The 14,135-nt window shown below is 72.4% G+C and carries 10 protein-coding genes and 2 pseudogenes; 9 read left to right on the forward strand and 3 right to left on the reverse strand.

The window, feature by feature from the left end:
* Positions 1 to 88 precede the first annotated feature (88 nt).
* From ACIQWA_RS40180 to ACIQWA_RS40195, 4 genes are all read left to right on the forward strand, one after another.
* Entirely contained in the window at positions 89 to 1,075 is a 987-nt protein-coding gene (locus tag ACIQWA_RS40180) for an aldo/keto reductase (RefSeq protein ID WP_402491961.1), read from the forward strand.
* Positions 1,076 to 1,208: 133 nt separating this feature from the next.
* Entirely contained in the window at positions 1,209 to 1,841 is a 633-nt protein-coding gene (locus ACIQWA_RS40185) for a TetR/AcrR family transcriptional regulator (protein ID WP_402491963.1), read from the forward strand.
* A gap of 101 nt (positions 1,842 to 1,942) precedes the next feature.
* A complete protein-coding gene (locus ACIQWA_RS40190) occupies positions 1,943 to 2,557 on the forward strand; it encodes a DUF4188 domain-containing protein (RefSeq protein WP_402491983.1) in 615 nt (204 codons plus the stop codon).
* Positions 2,558 to 2,593: 36 nt separating this feature from the next.
* Positions 2,594 to 3,280: a C39 family peptidase gene (locus tag ACIQWA_RS40195; RefSeq protein WP_360245899.1), complete on the forward strand. Its 687-nt coding sequence runs from the start codon at positions 2,594 to 2,596 to the stop codon at positions 3,278 to 3,280.
* On the opposite strand, the gene ACIQWA_RS40200 is transcribed toward ACIQWA_RS40195, so the two are convergent.
* Positions 3,250 to 4,101, reverse strand: a complete 852-nt coding sequence (locus ACIQWA_RS40200) for a hypothetical protein (RefSeq protein WP_402491967.1) — start codon at positions 4,099 to 4,101, stop codon at positions 3,250 to 3,252. The two genes, ACIQWA_RS40195 and ACIQWA_RS40200, sit on opposite strands and share 31 nt — an antisense overlap.
* A gap of 239 nt (positions 4,102 to 4,340) precedes the next feature.
* Positions 4,341 to 5,213, reverse strand: coding sequence for a hypothetical protein (locus ACIQWA_RS40205; RefSeq protein ID WP_402491969.1), 873 nt, complete (start codon positions 5,211 to 5,213; stop codon positions 4,341 to 4,343).
* Positions 5,214 to 5,466: 253 nt separating this feature from the next.
* Between ACIQWA_RS40205 and rpe the strand changes: the two genes are divergently transcribed.
* Together rpe and ACIQWA_RS40215 are read left to right on the forward strand one after the other, a co-directional pair.
* Positions 5,467 to 6,150, forward strand: a complete 684-nt coding sequence (rpe, locus tag ACIQWA_RS40210; protein ID WP_402491972.1) for a ribulose-phosphate 3-epimerase — start codon at positions 5,467 to 5,469, stop codon at positions 6,148 to 6,150.
* A 188-nt stretch (positions 6,151 to 6,338) separates the two neighbouring features.
* On the forward strand, positions 6,339 to 7,298 hold the full coding sequence (locus ACIQWA_RS40215; protein ID WP_402491973.1) for a pirin family protein: 960 nt from the start codon (positions 6,339 to 6,341) through the stop codon (positions 7,296 to 7,298).
* Between the two features lie 111 nt (positions 7,299 to 7,409).
* Here ACIQWA_RS40215 and ACIQWA_RS40220 read toward each other — a convergent pair.
* A pseudogene (locus ACIQWA_RS40220) lies at positions 7,410 to 8,453 on the reverse strand (3'-5' exonuclease); the annotation flags it as partial.
* Here ACIQWA_RS40220 and ACIQWA_RS40225 point away from each other — a divergent pair.
* The 3 genes and pseudogenes from ACIQWA_RS40225 to ACIQWA_RS40235 all read left to right on the forward strand — a co-directional run.
* Positions 8,453 to 9,163: pseudogene (locus ACIQWA_RS40225) on the forward strand (McrB family protein); the annotation flags it as partial. The pseudogenes ACIQWA_RS40220 and ACIQWA_RS40225 overlap by 1 nt on opposite strands.
* Positions 9,160 to 10,353, forward strand: a complete 1,194-nt coding sequence (locus ACIQWA_RS40230) for an McrC family protein (protein ID WP_402491976.1) — start codon at positions 9,160 to 9,162, stop codon at positions 10,351 to 10,353. The pseudogene ACIQWA_RS40225 and the gene ACIQWA_RS40230, both read left to right, overlap by 4 nt.
* A gap of 146 nt (positions 10,354 to 10,499) precedes the next feature.
* Positions 10,500 to 13,589, forward strand: coding sequence for an AAA domain-containing protein (locus tag ACIQWA_RS40235; protein WP_402491979.1), 3,090 nt, complete (start codon positions 10,500 to 10,502; stop codon positions 13,587 to 13,589).
* Positions 13,590 to 14,135 lie beyond the last annotated feature (546 nt).

Raw genomic sequence — 14,135 nt, forward strand, 5'->3', positions numbered from 1 at the left:
GGGCCACCGTACTGTGCTGGACACCGTCATGTGCTGGTCAGCGCAATGTGCTGGACACCGGGGCCGGTGTGGCTTTAGGTGGGGCGCCATGGAGTACACCCACCTCGGCCGCACCGGCCTGACCGTCTCCCGCCTCTGCCTCGGCACCATGAACTTCGGCCCCCACACCGAGGAGGCCGAGGCCCACCGCCTCATGGACACCGCCCACGAACGCGGCATCAACTTCTTCGACACCGCGAACTCCTACGGCCGCGACAGCGAGGGCAACCTCCAGGGCCGCACCGAGGAGATCATCGGCCGCTGGTTCGCCCAGGGCGGCGGCCGCCGCGAGCGCACCGTCCTGGCCACCAAGGCCTACGCGAACACGAGCGACTGGCCCAACGACGGCAAGCTCTCCGCGCTCGCCATCCGCAAGGCCGTCGAGGCCAGCCTGCGCCGGCTGCAGACCGACCACATCGACCTCTACCAGATGCACCACATCGACCGGGCCACGCCCTGGGAGGAGATCTGGCAGGCGATGGAGGTCCTGGTCACCCAGGGCAAGATCATCTACGTCGGCTCCAGCAACTTCGCCGGCTGGCACCTCGCCCAGGCCCAGGAGGCCGCCCGCTCCCGGCACTTCCTCGGCCTGGTCAGCGAGCAGTCCCTCTACAACCTCCTCGACCGGGCGATCGAACTGGAGGTCATCCCCGCCGTCCAGCACTACGGCCTCGGGCTGATCCCGTGGTCCCCGCTGCGCAGCGGCCTGCTCGGCGGCGTCCTGCGCAAGGAGCGCGAGGGCACCCGCGGCCGCAGCGCCATGGGCTACGCCAGTGAACTCCTGGACAAGCACCGCGAACAGCTCCAGGCCTACGAGGACTTCGCCGACGAACTCGGCACCGACCCGGCCGACCTCGCGCTCGCCTGGCTGCTCTCCCGCCCCGCCGTCACCGCCCCCATCATCGGCCCCCGCACCCCGGCCCACCTCGACGCCGCCCTCCGGGCGCTCGACCTGGACCTCGACCAGAAGACCCTGGACCGCCTCGACGAACTCTTCCCCGGCCACAAGCCGGCCCCCGAGGACTACGCCTGGTAGGCCCCCGGCCCGGGGGTGGGCCCACCGGCTGGGTAGGCCCACGGACCGCCCGGCCCCGGCACCCTGGACGACAGGGCGCCGGGGCCGGGCGGTCTGGCCCGGGGCTCCTGCCCGCTGTGGTAGCAAGACGGGTATGACGGAACGGATCAGGGAGCGGGACCGGGGCGCCTACCACCACGGGGCGCTGCCGGAGGCCTTGGTGGCGGCGGCGTTCGAGGTGCTGGACGAGCAGGGCCAGGAGAAGGTCAGCGTGCGGGAGGTGGCGCGCCGGGCAGGGGTCTCGGCGGGGGCGCCGTTCCGTCACTTCGCCGACCGGCAGGCGCTGTTGACGGCGGTGGCGGACCGGGTGCTGGCGGACTTCGCCCGCTGGCAGGAGGCGGAGGTGGCGGCCGCCGAGGCGGTCGGCGGGTCGGCGATGCGGGCACTCGGGCTGGGGTTCGTCCGGTACGCGCTGCGCCATCCCCGGCGGTTCGAGCTGGTGCGCTCGCGGGCGTTCGCGGCCCCCCGGGACCCGCAGTTGAGGGAGCAACTGGACGGCCTGGACCGGGCGTTCACCGAGCTGGTCGTGGCGGACCAGCGGGCCGGGCGGGTCGGCCCCGGCGATCCGGAGCTGGTGCTGCTCTCAGGACAGGCGCTGGTGTACGGGCTGGCGCAGATGATCGTGGACGGCTACCTGCCCGCCGAGCGGGCGGAGGAGCTGGCCGTCCGGGTCCTGGACACCTTCCGCGCGGGGATCGCCGGGACGGTCAACCCGCCTGAGCGATAACGGAATTGTGGCTGCGGCGAGCCTTGACCGGCCTGGTGCGCGCTGATGTAATCACCGATTACATGAGCGCGAGTCGCGAGTACCGGGAGGCACAGATGCAGCTGTTCGCCAAGCCGCAACCGGGCTACACCACCGCCGCCGCCACCGGCGACACCGTGGTGCTGCTGATCGGCATGCGGATCAACCGCTTCTGGGCGGTGCACCACTGGGGCCCGGTGATGTTCGCGATGTTCCGGATGCTGTACGAGCTGGGCCGCAGCCCCGAGCGCGGGCTGCGCGGCCGCATCCTGCTCACCGCCTCGCCACGGACGTACTACGTCGTCCAGTACTGGGAGTCGAAGGAGCACCTCTACCGCTACGCGAGCGCACCGGACGGCTTCCACCACACCGTCTGGGGCATAGCCAACCGGAAGGTGCGGGAGGGCAAGCTGCGCGGCCACGTCGGGCTCTGGCACGAGACCTACATCGTCCCCGAGGGCGGCTACGAGTCGATCTACTTCGACATGCCGGCGTTCGGCCTGGCCGGCGCCACCGGCCAGCTGCCGCTGGAGGCGCGCGGCCGGCACGCCGCCCAGCGCCTGGCCTTCCGCTCGGGCGACGGCGGCGGCGTCGGCGCCGGTGGCGCGGAGCAGGCGGCGGGCGAGGTGGCGGGCCCGGACGGCCTGAGCTGCCCGTACGGCGCGGACCACCGGACGGGCGCTCAAGGAGTGTCGTGAGTCCGTCCGGCGACCCCGGTGTGGGAGCGTCGGGGGATGGTCGATCAGGAGGGCGCCGTGCGGCCGGCGCGGGTGGTGCACGAGGTGCCGTACCGGGCGCAGTGGGAGTCCGCCGAGCTGGTGCGGGACATCGTCGACGGGCGCCTGGACGCCGCGCGGGACCCGCGCTGGGGGCAGTCCGGAGCGGCCACCCCGGAGGAGTACGCCTGGTGGTCCTGGCGGCTCTGCGGGGTGGCCTGCCTGCGGATGGCGCTGGAGTACTGGTGGGGCGTGACCCCGACGGCGATGGTGCTGGCCCGTGAGTGCCTGGCGGCCGGCGCGTACGTCCGGGACGGCGACAGCCTGCGCGGCCTGGTCCACGTGCCGTTCGCCGACTACGCCCGGCGGCGCTGGGGACTGGCCGCCCGGGCGGCGGAGCCGACGCCCGCGGAGGTCGCGGACGAGCTGGCGGCCGGGCGGCTGGTGATGCTCTCGGTGCACCCGTCGATCCGGGAGCCGTACGGGCCCGAGCCGGTGCGGCGCGGCGGCCACCTGGTGCTGGCGGTGGGGGACACCGGGACGGCGCTGCTGATCCACAACCCGTCCGGCTTCCCGGGGGAGTCGCAGGCCTTCGCCCGGGTGCCGTGGCGCTCGTTCGGGCAGTTCTACGCCGGGCGGGGGATCGTGCTCGGCCCGCCCGGCGCCGACGACGGTCAGGTGTTGTCCGGCAGCCCCACCGGGTAGAACGGCATGCTGCTCCGGCACAGTGCCGAGATCGGCTTCAACGCGGCGGCCAGGGCGTCGAGTTCGGCGCGCGGGTGGTCCTCCCAGACGCGCGCGGCGGCCAGGTCGGTGGCGGCCTCCAGGGCCTGGTGGTGGGTCCGGCCCAGCTCGGTCAGCGAGCCGGTCGCGGTCAGCCAGCCCCGCTCGACCAGGCGCGCGGCCGCGGCCTCCCACTCGGCGTCCGTCCAGCCGCGCACCGGCTGGAGCTGCTCGCGCCGCATGTCCATCGCGCAGCGGACCACCAGGGCCTCGCAGCCGTCCAGCCCGGCGGCGACCAGCGCGGCCACATGGCCGTCCCCGCGGTGCTCGCGCATCACGGTGGCGGCCCGCCAGAGCCGCTCGTACAGCCCCGGCGGGGCCGGGAGCGCCGCGTTGGCGGCGGCCAGCACCCGGCCGGCGCAGTCCAGCCGCTCGGCGGACTGCTCCAGGGTCTCGACCGCCCGCTCGACCAGACCGCGGTCCACGTGCTCCAGCAGCCGGGCCAGCGCGGCGCCCGCGCCCTTGGCGCGGGCGGCCAGCGCCTCCTCCGGGCCGGCCAGCGACCACAGCGCGGGCAGGGCGCGTTCGACCATCGCCGGGGCGAAGTTGAAGAACGCGGCGGTCACCGGCGGCGCGTCCACCGCGCCGAGCGGGGCGGAGCGGCCGGCGAAGTAGCCGCGCCAGAAGCCGCGCAGGCCGGCCGCCTCGAAGGCGTCGCGACACTCGGGCTCGAAGTAGGTGACGGCGTGCACCGGCTCGAAGAGCCACCAGAGCGCGCGGGCGGGATGGACGAGATCGGCCATCAGGAGACCTTCCTCGGACGGGGCTCCGGGCGGGAGCGGGGAGCTGGGCTGGTCGGTACGGCCGCGGCGGTCGCGCGGGTGGCGGAGCGTCGGGGCCGCCCGGGCGGGTGCGTGGGCCGTTCACGTGCTGATGACCACGGGGACGGTCCCGGTAATCCCCGGCGGGACGTGACGACCGTCACACGGGAGGGTGGGCGGGGGTCGCCGGGCGGGGATTGCCGGGGGTCGTCCGGACGCGCTCAGGCCTGCACGGGCGGCATCGCGAGCGGGTCGATCGGCAGCTCGGCCCGGCAGATCGCCGCGATCGGCCGCAGCGCGGCGGTCAGGCGGTCGAGTTCGCCGTCCGGCCGGTGCTCCCAGACCCGGCCGGCCGCCAGGTCGGTGGCCGCCTCCAGCTCCCGGTGCCGGATCCGGGCCAGTTCGGTGAGCTCCCCCGCCGCCGTCAGCCAGCCCCGGCCGACCAGCCGGGTCGCCGCGGCCTGCCACTCCTCGTCCGTCCACCCCCGCAGCGGCTGGAGCACCGCGCGGGCGGCGCCCGTGGCGCAGTGCAGCACCGGCGCCTCGCAGCCGTCGAGCCCGGCGGCGACCAGCGCGGCCACATGGCCGTCCCCGCGGTGCTCGCGCAGCACGGTCGCGGCGTGCCACAACCGCCCGTACACGTCCGTGGGCCGGGGCAGCGCGGCGTTGGCGGCGGCCAGCACCCGGCCCGCGCAGTCCGCCCGGTCCACGGCCTCCTCCAGCGCGGTCGCCGCGGTCTCGACCAGCTCCGGCGCCACCGGTGCCAGCAGCCGGGCCAGCACCGCCGCCGAGCCCTCCGTCCTGGCCGCGAGCGCCCGCTCCGGGCTCGCTCTGGTCCACACCTGCGGCAGGGCGCGTTCGACCGCCGCCGGGGCGAAGCCGAAGAACGCGGCGATCACCGGCGGGGCGCCCACCGCGCCCAGCGGGGCCGAGCGGGCGGCGAAGTAGCCGGACCAGCCGCCGTCCAGTCCGGCCGCCTCGAAGGCCGCCCGGCTCTCGGGCTGGAGGAAGGTGACGGCGTACACCGGTTCGAAGAGCCACCACAGCGCGCGGGCGGGGTGGACGGGGTGGGCGGGGTGGACGGGTTCGGACAATCGAGACACCTTCCTCTTCCTCATCCTGGGCGGGGCCCGAGGAACGGGCGGGGCCCGAGGAACGGGCGGGCACCGGCGGTCGCTCCAGAGCTGACCGCCACCAGGGCGGTCCCGGCAACCCGGACGGCGTGTGATCACGGTCACGCGCCGGTGGGCGGGTGCGGTCGACGGCCGTACGGCGCGAGATGATGGGGCGAGGTGCCCGCCCCCGGGTGCCCAGCCCTCGCAAGCCCGCGTACGAAGGTAGTCGGCCATGCCCCAGATCAGCCCCAGCATCCTCTCCGCCGACTTCGCCCGGCTCGCCGACGAGGCCGAGGCCGTCCGGGGCTCCGACTGGCTGCACGTGGACGTCATGGACAACCACTTCGTGCCGAACCTGACCCTGGGCGTCCCGGTGGTCGAGTCGCTCGCCCGGGCCACCGACATCCCGCTCGACTGCCACCTGATGATCGAGGACCCGGACCGCTGGGCCCCGCAGTACGTCGAAGCCGGCGCCGGCTCGATCACCTTCCACGTCGAGGCCGCCGCCGCCCCCGTCCGGCTGGCCCGCGAGATCCGCGCCAAGGGTGCCCGCGCCTCGATGGCGCTCAAGCCGGGCACCCCGATCGAGCCCTACGAGGACCTGCTGCCCGAGCTCGACATGCTGCTGATCATGACGGTCGAGCCCGGCTTCGGCGGCCAGGCCTTCCTCGACATCATGCTGCCGAAGATCCGCCGCACCCGTGAGCTGATCGCCAAGCACGACCTGGAGCTGTGGCTGCAGGTCGACGGCGGCGTCTCCGCGGCCACCATCGAGCGCTGCGCCGAGGCCGGCGCGGACGTGTTCGTGGCCGGGTCGGCCGTCTACGGCGCGGCGGACCCGGCCGAGGCCGTCCGCAACCTGCGCGAGCTCGCCGCCGGGGCGAGCAACGACGCCTGGTGGGCCTGCGAGCACTGAGCCGCCCCGCGCCCGCCCCTGCGGCACCGCTGTGGCACCGCTGTGGCACCGCTGTGGCACCGCTGTGGCACCTCCGCGGCGCCGCCGGATGGCCGGGCCCGGGTGGAGGAACCCCGCACCGTCACGGATGATCGGTGACGGTGTGCCCTCCCCGGCCCGGCCCTTCCCATGACGGTGGTGGAACCGCGATGAGCAACCTCGACCTCAAGCCCGCCCCGACCACCTGCGGCCGCGAAGCCAGCAGCGGCCCCGTGAAGGACCTGCTGACCGGGCGCCAGGTCCAACTCGGCGAGAGCACCGTGGTGCGCCGGCTGCTCCCCAACCTGGGCCGCCGGATGGTGGGCGCCTGGTGCTTCGTCGACCACTACGGCCCGGACGACATCGCCGACGAACCCGGCATGCAGGTGCCGCCGCACCCGCACATGGGCCTGCAGACGGTCAGCTGGCTGCACCAGGGCGAGGTCCTCCACCGCGACAGCCTCGGCAGCCTGCAGACCGTCCGGCCGTACGAGCTGGGCCTGATGACCTCCGGCCGGGCGATCTCCCACTCCGAGGAGTCCCCGCGCCCGCACGCCCGCTACCTGCACGGCGCCCAGCTCTGGGTCGCCCTCCCGGACGCCCACCGGAACACCGCCCCCTCCTTCGAGCACCACCCCGACCTGCCGACGGTCACCGCCCCCGGCCTGCGCGCCACCGTCATCCTCGGCACCCTGGACACCGCCACCTCGCCCGGCAGCACCCACAGCCCGCTGGTCGGCGCCGACCTCACTCTCGCCGAGGGCACGGACCTCAAGCTCCCGCTGGTCCCCGAGTTCGAGTACGCCGTCCTCGCCATGACCGGCCGGATCGACGTCGACGGCGTCCCCGTCGAACCCGGCTCGATGCTCTACCTCGGCTGCGGCCGCCGCGAACTCCCGCTCCTCGCCCACTCCGACGGCTCGGTGCTGCTCCTCGGCGGCGAACCCTTCGAGGAGAAGATCGTCATGTGGTGGAACTTCATCGGCCGATCGACGGAGGACATCGCCCTGGCCCGCGCCGACTGGACGACCGGCACCCGCTTCGGCGAGGTCCACGGCTACGCCGGCGACCGCCTGCCCGCCCCCGAACTCCCCGCGCTGCCGCTGAAGCCCCGCGGGCGCGAGCGCTGAGCATGAAGGCCCTGCATCTCACTTCCGAAGGCGATGGGGTTGTTGACGCTGAGAGTTCCGGTTGACGGCCCGAACCCGGGGCCGCCAACCGGCCTGACGGCGGGTGGCGGCTCAGGGGGCGAGCACAGCCTTTAGGAAGGGGCTGGGCTCGCCGTGCCAGAAGATGTCGACGCTGTCCCTGGCGCGGGTGACGGCAACGAAGAGCAGGGAGCGGGCACGCTGCATTTCCCGGCGGTACCGCACGAGGTCAGTGCCCTTCAGACGGTTCACGTTGTCCCGCGGCACCAGACCGTTGCGGACCCCGGCAATGATCATCCGCTGGTACTCCAGGCCCTTGAACCTGAACATCGTGCCGATGTGCACCCCGCCGCCGTTCTTGGGGCCGTCGGGGCCGATCTCCACCGCCGGGATTCCGTGCTGGGCCAGGGTGTAGGCGACCTCCCCCGCCATGTGGTTGGTGGGCACGCAGACCGCGATCTGTTCGAGGGGGATCCGCTCGTCGTGGTGGGCGTTCCAGGCCGCGATGTGGTCGGCGATGGCGACGCGCTCCGCGGTCCAGTCCGAGCAGGGGTGCAGCCGGGGATCGGCGCCGTTGAGGACCGATCGGAAGCCGGCCAAGGTCTCCTCGCCGCCGTCGAGGTCGTCGTAGGACGCCCCCGTCAGGACGTCCAGGGCCGAGCGAAGGATCTGGCGGGTGGTGCGGTAGCTGAGGGTGAGCTTCGAGGAGCGACCTCGGATGTGGACACCCAGGCTTCCGAGGGTCACTTGATTGCGGTAGATGCGCTGATGGGTGTCACCGACCAGGAAGATGTCGTCCTGGCCGCTCGGGACCATCGCCCGGAGCATCTTCCAGTGGGCCGGCCGGAGGTCCTGTGCCTCGTCGACCACGATGTGCCGGTACCGGTAGCGCAGCCAGCCCCTGGATCCGTCCTGGAGGTGGACGTTGTCCAGGCCGCCGGCTTCGTCGCGCTGAGCCGCGACCGCGGCGATCCGCTGCTCGCGCTCCATTTCCAAGCGCGCCGCGCGTTCGGTCACCTGGTCCCAGGTCTGCCGCCGGGAGTGGTCCAACCGTTGGGTGAAGCGCTCGGCGAGCTGCCAGATCTCGGCGCGCTCGGCGCGGCCGATGTTCCCGCCGCGGCCGGCCCGCCGGGCCCGAGGACTTCTTCGAGGGCTTCCGCCCCAAGGAGGACCCGGAGACCCGCGAGGTCGCCTTCCGCCTCACCGCCGGCCCGCTGCGCGAACTCGCCGACCTCGCGTCCCGCGAGGGCAACCGGCACGTGCCGCACTTCCTGATCATCGACGAGATCAACCGGGCCAACCTGGCGAAGGTCTTCGGTGAGCTGTACTTCCTCCTGGAGTACCGCAACAAGGCGGTCCGGCTCACGTACTCCGGCGACGACTTCGCCCTCCCGTCGAACCTCTTCATCATCGGCACCATGAACACCGCCGACCGCTCCATCGCCCTGGTTGACGCGGCGATGCGGCGCCGGTTCGCGTTCGTCGAACTGTCGCCGCGGACGGAGCCGACCAGCGGTCTCCTGCGGCGCTGGCTCGCGGAGCAGGAGCGCGACGACGAACCGGCCGACTTGCTGGACGAGCTCAACGCCCGGATCGACGACGCGGACTTCCGGATCGGGCCCTCGTACCTGATGAAGCCCGGTGTCTACCGGGAGGGCGGTTTGGACCGTACCTGGCGGACCAGGATTCTTCCCTTGCTGGAGGAGCACCACTACGGCGAGGGCGTCAACATCGAGAAGCGCTACGGCCTCGAAGTGTTGCAGGCCGAAGTGGCCGCGAAGCGCTCCAGGTTCGGCGTGCAGCCGGGCGACACCGTGCGGGACGACCAGTCCCAGGCCAAGTCGTGACCGTCGTCCACCTGACCGAACACGCCCCGGCGGTGTCCGTTCCCCTCCCCGACGCTGCCGGCCGGGCCATCGCCGCCTCCCGCATCATCGACACCGCGGCCCCCGATCCGTACCGGACCGGCCACTGGACACTGCGGGCCGGCAGCAAGGTCGGCGCGGTGAGCCTGGCGGTGCCGGGCGGCGATCCCGTCACCGTGCGGATCACTCCCAAGGTGCCGATCGCCCGCCTCCTCTTCCTGATCGGCTACAGCCAGGACCCGCGCGGCTGGCGGGACGGGGACGTCGAGGTCGGCGACCACGACGAACTCCTGCCGGCCCTCGCCCACGCCGTGGCGCGTCAGGTGGACCGGGCGCTGCGCCATGGCCTCCTCCAGGGCTACCGCACGGTCGAGGAGTCTGCGCTTGTGGTCCGCGGCCGGATTCGCGAAGCCGAGCAGATACGCCGCAGGTTCGGCGCCATCCTGCCCGTGGAGATCGCGCACGACGAGTTCACCACCGACATCGCCGAGAACCGCATCCTGCGGGCCGCGGTCGAACGCCTGCTGCGGCTGCCCGGCGTACCCCAGGACGTGCGCCGCCGCTTGCTGCACCAGCGTGTACGCCTCGCGGACGTCTCCCCGCTCGTACGAGGCCAGGCGCTCCCCAGCTGGCAGGCCACTCGCCTCAACGCCCGCTACCAGCACGCACTCCACCTGGCCCGCGTGATCCTCGACGGATCGTCGCCCGAGCACGCTGCCGGTGATCTGCGCATCGACGGCTTCCTGTTCAACATGAACAAGCTCTTCGAGGACTTCGTGACGGTCGCCCTGGGTGAGGCGTTCCGGGGAACGGAGCGAACGTGCCGGCTCCAGGACCCGCACCACCTCGACGAGGCCGGTGAGGTCCGGATGAAGCCCGACTTCGTCCTCTACGGTCCCGAGGGCGCACCGCAGGCCGTGGCCGACGCCAAGTACAAGGCCGAGAAGTCCGGCGGGTATCCCGACGGCGACCTCTACCAGATGCTGGCCTACTGCACTGCCCTGGGCCTGCGGGAGGGGCACCTCGTCTACGCCAAGGGCAATTCCCCGCACGCCGCCCACCGGGTGCGGCACACCGGCATCGTCATCCACCAGCACGCGCTGGACCTCGACCGGATGCCGGCCGCTCTGCTCGGTGAAATCCGTTCCCTGGCCTGGCAGATGGCCGGCTGACTGCTTCCGGTGTTCCCGCTCGACACTGTCGATGTGGATGACCGGAGTGCGGCAAGGCAGCACTTGACGGAATCGGGTCCGGATGTCCGTCGCGCTCCGTACAGTGGGCGAAGCACTGTGCACACGCCGCGGGGGAGCGCACACGAATGACGCAGGTCGAGCAGCCCTATCCGGTTTCCGAGCTACTGGCCGCCGTGCAGGCAGAGATCCGGGCGGAACGCCGCGACGACGCGAAAGAGGCGGAAAAGGCGGCGCTCTCGGACGGGCGGCCGGTGTCCGCGTCGGAGGGCCGTTACGAGTACCTCTTCGGCTGCCGCCGGTGGCCGGGCTCCTTCGACGGCAGCCCCGTCCTCGTGCGCCCCTCACAGGCGCGCGGTGCCTGGATCCCCGGCGAGGCGTCCCCGATGCCGGACGGACGGGTCCGACTGGTGGTGGCCGAGAGCCTGCCGTCCGGGGTGCGCAACGTGCAGGTGCGGAAAGACGATTCGGCAGGCCTGCTGGTGCTCGCCGAACGCCTGGAGGCCGCAGGTACGGACGACGGCGGCATCCGGGTCGAGAGCGCCGGGTGGATCGTCGGACAGGGAACACCGGTGGTGGGCCGGGTAGCGGATCCCGAACGGTGGGTGGCGGGCTGGCACGGACTGAAGCTCAACCCGCGCCAGCGGACCGCCGTCGCCCAGGCTCTCGCGAGCGAGGCGCTGTTCCTCTGGGGCCCGCCAGGCACGGGGAAGACCGATGTCGTCGGGCACATCGTGGAGGGCAACGTCCGTCAGGGGCACAATGTCCTGTTCCTGGCACCGACCAAGGTCGCCGTCGACCAGGCTCTGGAGCGGATCTGCGACCTCCTGAAGGCCGAGCCGGGATTCAGCGAGGGCCTCGTCCAGCGGGCCGGGGAGATCGAACTGTCGTCGCTGCGCGAGCGGTACGGAGACTTCGTGGACCCCGCCCGGATCGCTGGTCGGGTCTCGGCGCAGCTGGATGAGGCGGTACGGACGGCGAGGGAGGCCCTGCAGCGCGCCCGTGCCGGCGTTGCTCTGTACGACGAGGTCCGTGAGCTGGAGCAGCGTCTCGCCGACGACCGGAAGGCCCACCAGAACGCGGCCGACTCCATCGGCACCGTGGAACGGGACGCCCTGCGGGCGGAGGCAGCAGCGGCCCGGCTGCGCCTGGCCATCAGCGAGGCGGGGGAGGCGAAGGGTTTCTTCGCCGGGCGAAAGGAGCAGCGGCTCGCTGCCCTGCGGGAGGAACTCGCCCAGGCCACCGAGGCTGCCTTCACCTCTCAGTACGTCGGAGCGGCTGCCCGGAAGCAGGCGGAGGAACTGGCTGCCCGGATCAGTGCGACCAGCGGAACCCTGGCGGGCCTCCGACCCCGACTCGTCGGTCTTCCCGCGTACGCGACGCTCGTCCGGGAAACCGGCACCTTGCAGGAGCGCATCCAGGATCTCGACCGGCAGCTCTCCCGTATCAAGCAGACCGTACGGTCTCGGTGCCGGGTCATGGGGGCCACGGTGGCCAAGGCGGTCCAGTCGCGCAAGCTGCTCGACCGGGTGGACGTCGTGGTGGTCGACGAGGCGGGCATGGTGGATCTCCCCTCGGCCTGGCTGGCAGCCGGCCTGGCGGGCAGGCGGATCGTCGTGGCGGGCGACTTCCGGCAACTGCCCGCCGTCACCAAGGGAGACGGCGACCGGAAGGCCACGGAGGACGAGCGCGCGCACGCGCGGCACTGGGCCGCCCGTGACGCCTTCCATGCGGCCGGCCTGGTGAGCGAGAAGGGCTCCGTGCGCCAGGACCCCCGCCTGGTGGCACTGGACACCCAGTACCGCATGCGCGAGCCGATCTGCCGGCTGGTCAACGTCGTCGCCTATCCTGACGCGCCGCTCGCAACCGGCCGCGCCGACAGCAGCCGGATCCCGGCCAACCCGCTGATCGATGTCCCCGTGATCCTCGTCGACACCTCCGGACAGCGCATCCCGGGCCCCGACTACCGGGCCAACACCGTGAACGAGGCCGTCGTGCACGAGCTCGTCCGCGGCCTCCAGTACGAGGGGGTGCTTCCTGGCCGTAAGTGGGGGAGCGCCGAGATCGGAGTGGGCGAGCGAGCGACCGACCGGCTGGCGGTCATCGCGCCCTACCGTGCGCAGGTCAAGGCGCTCAAGGGAAGCCTGAAGTACCGGTTCGGAGAGGACTACGAAGGCCTGGTGGACACCATCCACCGATTCCAGGGCAGCCAGCGCCCGATCGTCGTCTTCGACACCGCCGTCGGTGCCGGAAAGGACCCCGGCATCTTCTACGCCGGAACGGGCCTTTCCTCGCAGACCTGCCGCCTGCTGAACGTTGCGCTCAGCAGGGCCCAGGACCACCTCGTGGTCGTCGCCGACGTCGAGCATCTGCGGAAGCACCTCAGCGTGCACAGCGAAGCCCGCGCCATGCTCGACCACCTGGAGAACCACGCGCAGGTGATCTCGGCCGATCAGCTGATCCCGACGCGCGACGCCGCTCAGCTGTCGGTCCTGTCCGAGGAGGAGCTGGCACGGCCGGCCTTCTTTCCCGCTGACGAGGTGCAGAAGGCCGTGGAGTGGGACCTTGCCCGGGCCCAGGCCAGCATCGAGGTCTACTGCGCCTTCCTGGATCCGCAGCCGGTGCGCCGCTGGTCGGAACTGCTCGGTAACCGTGTGGCCGACGGTGTTCGAGTGGTCGTCCACACCCGGTCGCCCGAGGAACAGCGGGATGCGACCGGAGCAGCCCGCCATCAACGGCAGATCGACATCCTCAGGGCGGCCGGCTGCGAGGTGAGCTTCCGCGAGCGGATGCACGAGAAGGTGCTCATCCTCGACAACACCGTGCTCTGGCACGGCTCGCTCAACTTGTTCGCGAGCAGCGGCCCGACCGACCTGATGATGCGCTTCACCGACCCCGCATCCTGTGAGCGGGTCAGCCGGGTCATCGGCCGGGCCCGGAAGGAGCGGCCTGCGTGGAACCCGCGGGCCGCCGGGGAAGCTGCCGGGAGCGTGAGGCCTGCCGCGGCCGTGCCTGCCGCTCCCGTGCCTGCCGCTCCTGGGACGGCGGGAATCCGCCCTGGGGACGTCATCGACGGACGGCTGTACCTCAACGTGCCGTACGGGGAGAAGGACGAGGCCAAGGCGCTCCTCAAGGCCCGTTGGGACAGGCCGAACGGGTTGTGGTACGTCGACGCCGCACGGGTGACAAGGAGTCAGGCGGCCCGCTGGCTGCCGTGAAGTCGTGCCGTACCGCCCAGAGGCGCGTCGGGTGGCCACGGACTGACCGGGTGCACTGCTTCGACGCTGCGGCCACGAGGAAGCCGGTCTCCACCACGCGGCGTCCGAGGTGTGGTGGTTGCATCCCGGCCGGGTGTGCTGCTGAGCCTGCCACCGGTGTGACCAGCCTGTTTGCGCGGGGCGACGGTTGGGCGTAGTGTTCTCTAGCTGCTCGGCAGGGAGCACCGGACACGCGTCGGCGCGGACGGTCCCGGAGTAGCCAATCCCTTGAAACACCACTTCCCGTCCTGGGCTGTGTCGCGTTCGCTTTTTCGCGTCGCGGCCCGAGGGGAATTCGGCGTGCGCGTTTATGGGGATTGCGGCTGGATTCGCTTTTCGGAGCGGGGGTCGGCTACAGTTCGAAACGTCGGACGGGGCGCCAAGCCGCAGAAGACGCCGGCGAATCGGTGGGTGAAACTCCGGAAAACGGAGCGGAAAACATCTGATAAGCTGGAAACACGAAAGAACGAAGCGCCCGGAGGGCCCGCTGGAAGGCGGTCCGAAGGA

Origin of the sequence: Kitasatospora sp. NPDC098652 (genome assembly GCF_044760155.1) — a bacterium.
In the GTDB taxonomy this organism is placed as follows: domain Bacteria; phylum Actinomycetota; class Actinomycetes; order Streptomycetales; family Streptomycetaceae; genus Kitasatospora.

Coding starts and splice junctions, on each gene's coding strand:
- ACIQWA_RS40180 (WP_402491961.1), top strand. CDS start 89: ATGGAGTACACCCACCTCGGCCGCACCGGCCTGACCGTCTCCCGCCTC.
- ACIQWA_RS40185 (WP_402491963.1), top strand. CDS start 1,209: ATGACGGAACGGATCAGGGAGCGGGACCGGGGCGCCTACCACCACGGG.
- ACIQWA_RS40195 (WP_360245899.1), top strand. CDS start 2,594: ATGGTCGATCAGGAGGGCGCCGTGCGGCCGGCGCGGGTGGTGCACGAG.
- ACIQWA_RS40200 (WP_402491967.1), bottom strand. CDS start 4,101: ATGGCCGATCTCGTCCATCCCGCCCGCGCGCTCTGGTGGCTCTTCGAG.
- rpe (WP_402491972.1), top strand. CDS start 5,467: ATGCCCCAGATCAGCCCCAGCATCCTCTCCGCCGACTTCGCCCGGCTC.
- ACIQWA_RS40215 (WP_402491973.1), top strand. CDS start 6,339: ATGAGCAACCTCGACCTCAAGCCCGCCCCGACCACCTGCGGCCGCGAA.
- ACIQWA_RS40235 (WP_402491979.1), top strand. CDS start 10,500: ATGACGCAGGTCGAGCAGCCCTATCCGGTTTCCGAGCTACTGGCCGCC.